Genomic DNA, 10905 nt, shown 5'->3' on the forward strand with positions numbered 1-10905 from the left:
CTGACCCGGACACCGCCCTGGCGGCCGAGATGGGCAAGACGTGGTTCCCGTTCGGCGGCGTGCGTGGGGACTCCCTCGCCTACCTGGCCGTGCGTCCGGCGATGGACGGCGCCGGCGTGGAATTCGGTGCCACCGCCTACGGCGTCCACGGCCAGGACGCGGCCACCGCTGTTGTCGAGCAGATCCAGGCGTGGGATCGCAACGGCCGTCACCGCGTGCCCACGTTCGGGTTCTGGCCGACTGGCAGCGCCGTCCCCCGGCTTCCCGAGTACTCGGTGGTGCTGCGAAAGCGGCATGGCGCCGTCTCGATCTCCTGGCTCCCGTCGAGCTGACCGGCCCGACCGGGCGAACCAGAGAGCACCCGACCTTTCACCCCGAAGTGTGTGAGGAGTGAGCTGATGGCCCCCCTTACCCTGGACGCCACCGAACTGGCCGGCGACCGGTCCGAGGCCGCAGAGGAGGAGTTCGTGCTGGACATGCGCGTCCGCGGCTGGCCCGTCGCCCGCGAGGGCGCGCAGAAGCTCAGACGGCGACACAGTCAGATGAGCTTGGAATAGGGAGGACCTCCTGACGTGGTGTGAGTCGACCAAGATTCGCACCACCCGCCGGGAGGTCCTCATGCCCCACCGTAACGCCCCGCTGACCGAGCCGGGCCGTCTGCGCCTGGCCCGCCTGTCATGGACGAAGGCCGACCGCTGCGGCGTGCCGCCGAACGGTTCCAGGTCTCGGCCACCACCGCTAAACGCTGGGCCGACCGCTACCGTGCCCAAGGCGCTGCAGGCATGAGCGACCGTCCCAGCCGTCCGCGCACCGGCCCCGGCGCACACCCCGCCACCTCGAGCGCCGCATCGTACGCGTCCGTGTCCGCCACCGGCTCGGCCGGCCCCCTCCACGGTGCACCGCCTCCTGACCCGCTACGGCTGCCCGCCACCGGCCCACCTGGACCGCGTCACCGGCCGCCCGATCCGCCGCTACGAACACCCCGCGCCCGGCGACCTGGTGCACCTGAACGTCAAGAAACCCGGCAACATCCCCGCCGACGGCGGCCACCGCGTCCACGGCCGGACGGTGGGCAACCTCAACCGCCCGGCGCACCGCGACCCCGGATCGGCGCGGCGGCAAGCCCATGCTGGGCCACGGGTACCTGCACACCGCCATCGACGACCACTCCCACCCGGCCTGCACCGAGATCCTGCCCGACGAACGCAAGCACACCGCCGCCGCGTTCCGGCAACGCGCCCAGGCCTTCTTCACCGACGCCGGAACCACTGTCTGCCGCGTACTGACCGACAACGGCTCGTGCCACCGCTCGCGTCTGCGGCGCGACCTCCTGGCCGCAGCCCGCATCGCCTGCAAACGCACCCGCCCGTTCCGGCTGCAGACCAACGGCAAAGTCGAGCGCTACCACCGCACCCTGCCGGACGAACGGGCCTACGCCCGCCCTACGCCCCGAGACCGAACGCCACGTCACGCTCGCGCCCTGACTGCACATGTACAACCATCACCGCGGCCACACCGCACCCGACGGCCTCCCACCAGCCAGTCGCGTTCCCAACCTCACGGGACAGAACATTTAGAAGAGCAAGCCCGCTATCTTCAGGAGTGCCCCCTCCTGCCGGAGGTGACGTCCTCGTGCCCGACAGCCTCGTCTCGGCCGTGCCCCGGCACCTGTTCGTCCCGGACATCGCCCTGGTGGGCGCGGTCGTGGACGACCCGGACTCCTGGATCGACCGGACCGCCGACCCCGACCGGTGGTGGCAGGCCGTCAACGACGACCGGGCGATCGTCACCCAGCTCGACGACGGCGCCGTCGACATGGCCGCCAAAAGCGACGCCGACCCCGCCGCGATGGCCACATGCTCTTGCTCGGCACCGAGTCTGGTGAGCCAGATGCTGGAACTGCTGGACGCGCGCATCGGCGACAAGGTGCTGGAGATCGGCACCGGCACCGGATGGACCGCGGGGCTGCTGACCCACCTGGGGGCCGACGTCGTCACCGTCGAGGTCGACGCCGCCCTGGCCGAACAGGCGCGCGCCAACCTCGCCGCCGCCGGGCTGTCGCCGGTCGTGCTCGTCGCTGACGGCGCAGACGGCTTCGAGCCGGCCGCGCCTTACGACCGGGTGCACGTCACCTGCGGCGTGGCCACCGTCCCGTACGCCTGGGTGGAGCAGACCCGGCCGGGCGGCGTCATCGTCGCCCCGTGGATGCCCGGCTGGACCACCGGCCACCTGGTCCGGCTCACCGTCACCGCCGACGGGACCGCCTCAGGACCTATCGGAGACCGGTGCGCCTTCATGCTCATGCGCGACCAGCGTCCGGTTGCGGCGCCGCTCACCGCAGTACCGCGCGAAACACGGACCTCCCTTGACCCACGCGAGCTCGCGGCGGCAAGTGACGGCCTAGCCGTGGCGATCGCCGGGCTGCTGCCCGGCGTCTCGGGCGGCGGCTTCACCAACGCGGACGGCACCTACCGGCTGGGCGCACGCCAGGGCGACTCGCACGCACTCGTCGTCGCCGCTCCCGACCGGCCCGGGGCGGAGGTCAGCCAGAGCGGACCACGCAACCTGTGGGACGAGATCGAAGCGGCCTACCACCGCTGGGTGGCATGGGGGCGTCCGGACAAGGACCGCTTCGGCCTGTCGGTGACTCCCGGCGGCACGCACGTATGGCTTGACCGTCCCGACCGTCTCATCCGGGAGCAGTAGGTGGGCAAGCACAGCAAGAAGGTGACCTGCTCATGTGCAACGGCACGGGCAAGCAGACCTTCAACAACGACAACCGGCAGGAGGAGCGCCCCTGCCCGGGTTGCAACGGGACCGGCAAGGTATGAGCCCAGGACCGCCAGCGAATCAACGCTCACGGTGATCTCGTTCGGATGCCTGCACCTCGGCTGGGCTCCGCCGCCTTCGCCTTCATACGGATCGGGAAGGCGAGGGCGAGCAACCTCTAAATACCCCTGGGCCACAAAACGGCCCCGCGTACGCGGGGCCAACGTGTCCCGGGACAGGCCGCTGATGCCGCCGTGGGGACCATCCCCGCGTGCGCGGGGCCGACGTCCACGATGCGACCATCCTGTCCGGCGAGGAGGGACCATCCCCGCGTGCGCGGGGCCGACGGCACGACCGGGACATAAACGCCGCCAAGAACAGGACCATCCCCGCGTGCGCGGGGCCGACAGTCGCCCGCCCGAGAGGACTCTCGTTGAGGTCGGACCATCCCCGCGTGCGCGGGGCCGACGGCGTCTCGCCCCGCCGACCCGCCGCTCTGAGAGGACCATCCCCGCGTGCGCGGGGCCGACACTTGCTGACCTGGGAGTCTACGTCGACGAACCCCAGTTTTCATTCAGTTGGATACGCAAACCCTCAACCAGCCATCAGCCTGAAAGCACCACCAGATAGGCCATGGAGATCGCTGCAGCGCATCGAAGCGGCGGCGGATGGGATCACCTTGAGCTGAGAGGAAGGTCCAGCATCAAGACGTCGAAGGTCGGCGCATCCGGCCACCCCGGCCGCAGCTGGGTGACACGCCTCCACCCCCAGCCCACATACGCCCGGTAGGCGGTGGTGTTGTCGGGCTCCACCAGCAGAGTGGCTCGCGTTTCCGGCCGGTGGCGCAACAGCTCATCGTGCAGGGCGTGAGCGATGCCCTTACCGGTCCAGTCCTGCCGCACCATGATCTCCGACAGGGCGAACGTCCGCCTGCCGTCCTCCCGGGTGAACCCTTCCTCCGGTTCCTCCTGCAAGGAGGACCACCAGCCGCTGTCCGGCCCGAGCGGCCACCCCCACGTCTGCCCCACCGGTTCTCCCTCACCAGCGTAGGCGACGACGAGGTCGAATCCGTTCGAGCGGCTGGTGTAGGCGTCGAAGCGGTGCATGAACCGGTCGACCGAGTCGAACGGATCCCCCGATGCAATCGCCTCGGTATAGGAGTCGCGGTAGATCCGTTCGACGACGTCGCGAATGCCCTGTGCCTGCTCGGCATCGAAGCGGCGGAAGGTCAGCTCCACATGGTCGCCCATGGTCGGCACGCTACTTGACGGTCAGCGTGGTGGCCACGGCTCGAACTCCTCGCCGCAGCCGTGCCGCCGAACTGGCCGCAACACGTGCAGCACCCGTGCTGATGCCACTGGCCCCTCCAGTGCCACTGAAAACACCTCGCGGCCTCGCCCCGCCTGAGCACCGCTGGGGAGCGCGTCCATGGCTCGATGCCAGGGAAGCCGCTCGGGTTGGCCGCGACCTGGCTCATGGGCTGGGAGCACGTCGTGCCCCCACAGCACTGTCACACGCCATGACCGAGACCTGCAGGAGCTGCGCCGGGTGCCGACCAAGTGCCGGTGGCGGTCGAGGCGGTACTGCTGGGCGCAGCAGGGCCAGCGGGCGGCATCAACCCGACGTTGTCTCTGAACTAGGGGTGGGAAGTATGCGCACGACGGAGTTGAGGCCAAGGGCATAGTTCCGGGCCTGGGGGAACTGATCGCGGTCATCAAGCAGGCGCCTTGGAGGAGGATGAAGACGCCCTTGGACAACCGAGCCGTGGGGATCGTTCTTAGCGCTGTTGGTCGGCCTGCCACTCGTCGGCGAGGATCGAATGAACCACCGAGTCCCGCCACCGGCCCCGAACGCGGATGTGCCCGCGAATCCGGCCTTCCTCGACCATCCCCAGAGCCGTCATCAGCCGAGCCGACACCACGTTCTCGGGGCTGCGCGCACCCCAGAGCCGGTACAACCCCAGTTCGTCGAACCCCAGACGCAGCAGCAGCCGAACCGTGGCGGCACCAAGCCCCCGGCCCCAGTGCGAGGCACGCAGCGCGAACCCCAGCTGACCGCTGGACTGACCGGGATGCTGAGTGTCGACGGCCAGGCGGGCGACCCCGATGACCTCACCACCGTGGACGACTGCAAGCGAGTACTCCGTGCGCGGCTCGACCCGCGCGGCCGCCGTCACGGAGTCGAGAGTCGCTTTGACCTGGTCCCGAGTGCGCGGCTCGAAGGACAGATGCTCGGTCACTTTCGGATCGCCGTACACCGCCAGCACGGCGTCGACGTCGTCAGCGGTGAACTCGCGCAGCATGACGCCGCGCTCATCGGTGATCGAGACCGGGAACATGCCCTGAAGCTAACGCCCCGACAGCCATGTCGCAGGGGAAAGGGACTGCTGTGAACGCCTTGATCGCCAGCGTGGGCGGCAGCTCCAGTACTCGGGCGAGGACCGCAGCCGCGCCGTCGCCGTTGAGCTTGCATCACCTGGCATCTGGGGCATACCGACCCGTTGGGCAGTGGACCAGGCGGCACGGACCCGTTCGCCGGCCCGGCTGCGCATGGCGGGCACCGGGTATCGGTCGACCACCGGCGCGTCGACCGCTCAGGCATCGCGCACAGCCGACCGGGCGACACCGGCGGTCCCTGGCGGCGCTCTCTCGGTCAGCTGGCCTCTACCCGGGGCAGGCTGGAAACTGGCACCGTGAAGGCGTCGTCTCCCCGCATCTTCCTCACCGGGGCGCCGCGTGTCGGCAAGACCACCGTGGTGGACGAACTGACCGAACGGCTGAAGGAGGCGGGCCTGCGGCCGGGAGGCATCGTGACGGCCGAGGTCCGTAAGAACGGCCGCCGCGTGGGCTTCACGACAACAGAGATCGATGGGCCGGCAGCACTCATCGCACACCAGAACTGGACAGACGGCCCCCCGCGTGGGCCGCTACCACGTCAACGTGTCCACCTTCGAGCAGATCGCCTTGCCCGCCCTGGACTGCGCGGCAGCCCATGCCGACGTGATCGTTGTGGACGAGATCGGCCGTATGGAACTGTTCTCCGACGCGTTCGTCAGCCGACTGGAGAAGCTGCTCGCCTCACCGCACCCGCTCGTGGCAACGGCCCAGCTCGCACCTCACCCCCTACTCGACGATCTCAAAGCGCGCGAGGACATCGAACTCGTCACGGTTTCGGAGACGAACCGGGACTCCCTGGCGGCGAGAGTGGCCTCCCGGCTCATCGCTGACCTCGCGTGTCCGCCATGAAGATCAAGGCGGACAGCGAACGGGCCGCGCTGGAACGGCGCAGTGACTACAACGCGCTGCCCTACCCCGACCTGCGCCTGCCCGCCGCCCCTCTCCGCGAAACCGGTCGAACCGCATCGCAGGCTCGGGCTGGTCTGCGGCGCCGTCGACTACCCGCGAAAGAAGCGCTCTCCGGCTGCCGGGTGACCGGGGATCACACTGTCACAGCGCGCCACACGGAGCCATCGCCGGTCATCAGCGTCCGCAGCCGCTTCGTCAGTTCCCGCCGCACATCGGGATGCGCGGCCCGGCGAATGTAAGCGGCCAGAGAGCGTACCTCGCGGGCCTTTTGCAGAAGTCGGATTCCCGGGTGGTGCTCAAGGGACGGGTCGACCCCGTAAGCGGAGCAGAGGTCAAGCCAGTCGGTGCGGGGGTAACCGAGATGGAGCACGCGATGCAGCGTGGGGATGAGGTCTTGGGCCCGCGGGCCGACGCTGACGGAGTCCCAGTCCGCGAGCAGGAAGGCCCCGGCGACGGGTATGAGGTTGCCCAGGTGGGCATCGCCGTGTATCAGGCCATGATCAAGCTCTGGTGGCATCGTGGCGCCGGGGTACTCTGCTGCGATCTCGGCGCAGCGGTTGAGAAGCCAGTCGTACTCCTCCCCAGTCAGCGCGGCGCGGTTCCGGTCGAGGTCGGTCGGCAGTGACCCGAGCGGATCCGTCGCGGGAAGTTCGACAGGGGGAGGCGGCAGCGAATGCAGGCGGCGCAGGATGCGGGCGAGGTCGGCGACGTCGGCCGCCAGCGCAGGTTCCTCCACTGTCTCCTGCCGCCAGAACGTTGCCACCCAACCGTTGACGGAGACCGGCTGCGGGATGTCCAGAGGCGTGATCGTCGGGAATCCCTGCTCGGCCAGCCAGCGTGTCACCTGAACAGAGTTGGCCAGTCGTCGTCTCCATTCCGGACTGCCGTGGGTGAAACGCAGTCTGACGACAGCGCCGGCGTCGGGGAGTGCGTACACCGTGTTCGCGCGCCTGTGCAGCGGTACCGCCCCGCGGGCGTCCAGCCCCACTGCCGCGCAAACCTTCTCTATCGGGGCCGGGGAGCGATCGAGCTCGGGTGGCACGGTCACGAACCTGTGGTGCGCAGCTCGGCTCGCATGTAGTCACGCCACTCCTTGACCTTCTGCTCGCCCCTGTACGGACCGAGCTTCGCGTCGAACGCCTTCACCAAGTCCAGGGAGCGGCGGGAAGTCAACGTGTTGGCCATGGGGATCGCTGCTTTCGCCGATTCCAGTGCTCCGTCCAGCTCGCCCAGTCCGAGGCGGGACGTGGCCACATGCACCGTGTTGAACTGCGCCGCCCGCGGAAAACGGGACCCGAACCCGCGTACGGCGGTCTCGGCGCAGGCGATGGCGCTCTTGTGATCGCCGATCAGCTGCCAGCAGTAACCCGCCTGCGCGGCGAACTCGGCGGGACCGAAGTACATGATCCACGCCGGCTCCTCGTCGTTCGGGCCGGCCTTCGCGAAGGTCGTCTCGGCGGAGCTGACGAGTCGGCGCACCCGCTTCTCGGTGTGCGCATCGCGATTGTCGGCGGAGGCCACGCTCAGCGCGGCGGCCGTCGCCTCCCGCAGCAACAGCATCGCCACGACCCGCGGAGGCGCCTGCGCCTGCAATCCGGCCCGGTGCGCGGCCGCAGCCAGCCGGACGGCCCACTGCGGCTGATCGAGGTCGATCGCCTGCTGAGCCATGATCGACAGCACTCTCGCGGCGGTCAGCTCGTCGTCGGCCGCCTTGGCGAGTTTCAACGCCTGGCCGTAGTGCATCTGGGCCAGCCCCTGCATGCCGAGGTCGAACGCCTCCCATCCGGCCAGAGCGGTCATGAGGGCTGCCGCCGTGACCAGTTGGCCGCCGACCTCATCGGTGTACTTGCCGTTCAGCAACGGCGTGACCTGGTCGTCGAGATAGGCAACCACGGCCGGACGCACCAACCCGCCACCGAACTGGCGGTCCATCTGGTCGAACGCTGTGTGCGCCTGCTGGATGCGCTGCACATCCTCGACTCCGACGGAAGGCCCGGACCCTGTACGCGCACGCGTCTCGTCGCCCGGGTCGAGCCTCCACGACAGCAGCCACTCGCCCAGCACCGCCGGGACGAAGGGCATCGAGGCCAGGATGCGGCGCCGTGCAGGATCCACGTCCCACCTCCACAATTCAACGCAGGATTCCACGGTAACCGCCATTGAGGCGTATCCCGCCCCGCTGGACAGCCATGGCGCAACGGACTCGAATTGTTCGCCGTCGACCCATCGGTCGACCTCCTCCGGGCTGACGCCGAACAGTTCGACGAGCCGGGCACGCGAGTTCGCGCGCAGGTCCTGCGTGCCCTGCTCCCATCGGGCCCATGTCGTAGTCGAGACACCGGCTGCCTCAGCCGCCTGCTCCTGTGTCATTCCCAGGCGTTTACGAGCCGCGGCCAGCCCGGGACGTGGCCTCACCCCGGGGCGCGGCGTGCCGTGCGGACCGCTCATGACGCCATCTGCCTCTCCGAACACTGACCATCACACAGTGTCGACCGCACATACCAGGCGGTACGCCTGGTCGCCTGAAACGACCAGGAAACGACCAGTAGTCGAAACGCCCCTTCAACGACCGGTTGAACGCTCTCCACATCGTCGTTGACCGGCGCCAATCTACGGGGACAACTTGCCCGCCCACCCATCTGAGGAAAACAGATCATGTCGCAGCCGGATCAATACGGGGCCGTGCCAAGCACCGGTGGTCGACGGCGAGACGCCGCATCGGAGAGCACCCTCATCTCCCGGTGGCTGGTCGGTGCGGACCGGATCCCCGAGCAGGTGGTGCGGGATCGGACCCGAGACGTGGCGCTGCTGCCCACTGGCCGCCGCTGGGAAGCGGTTCGCGTCCCCGGAAGGCTCGGGCAGGCGGTGATCGCGCGCGGGTTCGCCCGGAGCATGGGCATCGAGGTCGGCGGCTGGCCTGTGATCTGCGACCCGGCCGAAGGAACCCTGTCGTTCCTGGTGCCGGTCGGCACCGGCGCCACCTGGGCGGTGCCTGGCACCGTCTGCCTGTCCGACGGCCCGGTCCCGGTGCCGGCGCCCACCGTGGACGGCCCCTGCATGGCCGAGGGCCAGCCCGTGGCCGACTCGACCGCGCGATGCGACCTGCCGGTACCGCACTGGCCCCAGCCACCCCTCGTCGCCCTCGCCGGTGACGTGGTCCTCACCGACCCCGTCCTTCTGGCGCAGGGACTCCAATCCGCGGCCGCCCAGCCCGACGCGACAACCGCACGAGGTGCGGGCCGTGGTTGACGAGCGATACAGCGGGAGTGAAGCTCAGCCAGTGGGTGGCGCACGCGAGGTGCCGCCGTTCGCGCGGCTGTACAACCAGGCGTTCCACACCGATCCCGAGACCGCTTACGAGAGACTGCGCGCCGACGGGCGGGTGGCGTGGGTGGAGATCGAGCCCGGTGTCCGTGCGGTGCTCGTGTTGGATTACGACCTGATCCTGGTCATCTCCCGGGACGCCGGCGCCACCTGGACGCGCCGGACGAGTCAGTGGTCCGCCTGGTCCGCCGGTCTGATCCGCCCGGACTCGGAGACCGCGGCGATGGTCGCCCAGCGGCCGAACATGCTGTTCGCCGAAGACTTTGAACACAGCCGGTTGCGCGCGCCGTTCGACACCGCACTGCGACGCGTCGGCATGCGGGAGCTGCGGGCCCGCGTCGAGCAGGCCGCCATGGATCTGATCGGTCGGTTCGCCGAGCACGGCCGGGCCGAGCTGGTCGGCGAGTACGCGGTGGTGCTGCCGCTGATGGCGATGAGCTGGCTGTTCGGGCTGGATGCGGTGGACCGGTGGCGGCTGCCCGACATCATGCGGCGGATCTGGGACGCCGACGGCGATGCCGCGCGGGCCGCCGACGACCTGGTGCGGCTGATGGACGGCACCGTCCGGCGGCACTCGCGCGGCCACGCCCGCGGCCCGCTCACCGCGGGACTGCTCGCGTCGTCCGGCACCCTGCGCCATGAGGAGATCGTTGCCACGCTGGTGCTGACGGTCGGGGCGGGCAGCCAGCCCGCAGCCGACCTGATCGCCAACACCGTGCACCTGCTCCTCACCGACTCGCAGGCCCGAGAAGCGCTGCGCACCGCGGAGCTGACCGTGGAGGGCGCCGTGCACCGCACCCTGTGGGCGCGGCCGCCGATCGCGCACTACCCGCCTGTGGTCGCCCGCCGCGACGTCACCATCGACGGCGTCACCATTCTGCGGGGCACGCTGGTGCTGCTCGGGCTGGGTCCCGCCGGACAGCGGATCCACCAGGACCACGGCCGTCCGCTCCACAACCGCGCCTACCCCGCTTTCGGCGTCGGGGAACACCGCTGCCCGGCCGACCAGCACGCGCTGGCGATCGCGCAGACCGCGGTGACCACCCTGGTGCGCGAGCTGCCGGACCTGCGTCTGGCTGTGCCCGCCGAGCAGGTCGTCTGGCGGCGGTCGCCGTTCGCCCGCGCACTCGACCGGCTCGACGTCGAGTTCACCCCGCGCTCCCCCGTCTCGTATCCGGCTCAGGAAGGCAGTCCCACATGGCAGCAGAGCCCTGGCCGCTTCCCGTTCGGTCCGACCTCGACGGCTCCATCACCGCGCGGCTCCGGCGGATGGGCCCGGTTGTTCGGATCGCGCTCCCGGGGGACGTCCCGGCGTGGGCGGTGACCGGCAACCGCGCTGCGCGGGCCGTGTTGGCCGACTCCACCATCAGCAAGAACCCGGACCACTGGCGCCTGTGGACGGACGGGCGGGTCCCTGCGGACTGGCCGCTGATTTCCTGGGTCGCACCCCGCAACATGTTCACCGCCGACGGCGTCGAGCACCAACGCCTGCGTGAACCCGTGAAGC

General features: G+C 69.9%; 9 protein-coding genes and 4 pseudogenes. 9 read left to right on the plus strand and 4 right to left on the minus strand.

The annotated features are described in order from the left end of the window. The 4 genes and pseudogenes from ABD879_RS30340 to ABD879_RS30355 all read left to right on the plus strand — a co-directional run. Positions 1-332, plus strand: a pseudogene (locus tag ABD879_RS30340) (methyltransferase, FxLD system); the annotation flags it as partial. A gap of 66 nt (positions 333-398) precedes the next feature. Then, positions 399-557, plus strand: coding sequence for a hypothetical protein (locus ABD879_RS30345; RefSeq protein ID WP_345025166.1), 159 nt, complete (start codon positions 399-401; stop codon positions 555-557). Positions 558-618: 61 nt separating this feature from the next. Then, positions 619-1577, plus strand: a pseudogene (locus tag ABD879_RS30350) (IS481 family transposase). A gap of 55 nt (positions 1578-1632) precedes the next feature. Continuing rightward, complete coding sequence (locus ABD879_RS30355; RefSeq protein ID WP_345025167.1) at positions 1633-2706, plus strand: methyltransferase domain-containing protein; 1074 nt, start codon at positions 1633-1635, stop codon at positions 2704-2706. A 737-nt stretch (positions 2707-3443) separates the two neighbouring features. Here ABD879_RS30355 and ABD879_RS30360 read toward each other — a convergent pair. Together ABD879_RS30360 and ABD879_RS30365 are read right to left on the minus strand one after the other, a co-directional pair. Beyond that, positions 3444-4019, minus strand: coding sequence for a GNAT family N-acetyltransferase (locus ABD879_RS30360; RefSeq protein WP_345025168.1), 576 nt, complete (start codon positions 4017-4019; stop codon positions 3444-3446). A gap of 527 nt (positions 4020-4546) precedes the next feature. After that, positions 4547-5107, minus strand: a complete 561-nt coding sequence (locus tag ABD879_RS30365; RefSeq protein ID WP_345025169.1) for a GNAT family N-acetyltransferase — start codon at positions 5105-5107, stop codon at positions 4547-4549. Positions 5108-5461: 354 nt separating this feature from the next. On the opposite strand from ABD879_RS30365, the pseudogene ABD879_RS33085 reads away from it, so the two are divergent. Together ABD879_RS33085 and ABD879_RS30370 are read left to right on the plus strand one after the other, a co-directional pair. Continuing rightward, positions 5462-5650: pseudogene (locus ABD879_RS33085) on the plus strand (nucleoside-triphosphatase); the annotation flags it as partial. Next, the gene (locus ABD879_RS30370) at positions 5637-6014 is read left to right on the plus strand and encodes a nucleoside-triphosphatase (RefSeq protein WP_345025170.1); all 378 of its coding nucleotides are present in this window, start codon (positions 5637-5639) and stop codon (positions 6012-6014) included. The pseudogene ABD879_RS33085 and the gene ABD879_RS30370, both read left to right, overlap by 14 nt. A gap of 193 nt (positions 6015-6207) precedes the next feature. Here ABD879_RS30370 and ABD879_RS30375 read toward each other — a convergent pair whose 3' ends face one another. Then, positions 6208-7062: an aminoglycoside phosphotransferase family protein gene (locus tag ABD879_RS30375; protein WP_345025171.1), complete on the minus strand. Its 855-nt coding sequence runs from the start codon at positions 7060-7062 to the stop codon at positions 6208-6210. Between the two features lie 56 nt (positions 7063-7118). Then, positions 7119-8522, minus strand: a complete 1404-nt coding sequence (locus tag ABD879_RS30380) for a helix-turn-helix transcriptional regulator (protein ID WP_345025172.1) — start codon at positions 8520-8522, stop codon at positions 7119-7121. 351 nt (positions 8523-8873) lie between these two features. Between ABD879_RS30380 and ABD879_RS30385 the strand changes: the two genes are divergently transcribed. From ABD879_RS30385 to ABD879_RS30395, 3 genes and pseudogenes are all read left to right on the plus strand, one after another. Next, positions 8874-9323 (plus strand): hypothetical protein, encoded by a 450-nt coding sequence (locus ABD879_RS30385; protein WP_345025173.1) that lies wholly within the window; start codon positions 8874-8876, stop codon positions 9321-9323. A gap of 31 nt (positions 9324-9354) precedes the next feature. Beyond that, complete coding sequence (locus ABD879_RS30390; protein ID WP_345025174.1) at positions 9355-10722, plus strand: cytochrome P450 family protein; 1368 nt, start codon at positions 9355-9357, stop codon at positions 10720-10722. Further along, a pseudogene (locus ABD879_RS30395) lies at positions 10719-10905 on the plus strand (cytochrome P450); the annotation flags it as partial. The gene ABD879_RS30390 and the pseudogene ABD879_RS30395, both read left to right, overlap by 4 nt.

The organism is Actinomadura keratinilytica (genome assembly GCF_039539665.1).
Lineage (GTDB): Bacteria > Actinomycetota > Actinomycetes > Streptosporangiales > Streptosporangiaceae > Spirillospora > Spirillospora keratinilytica.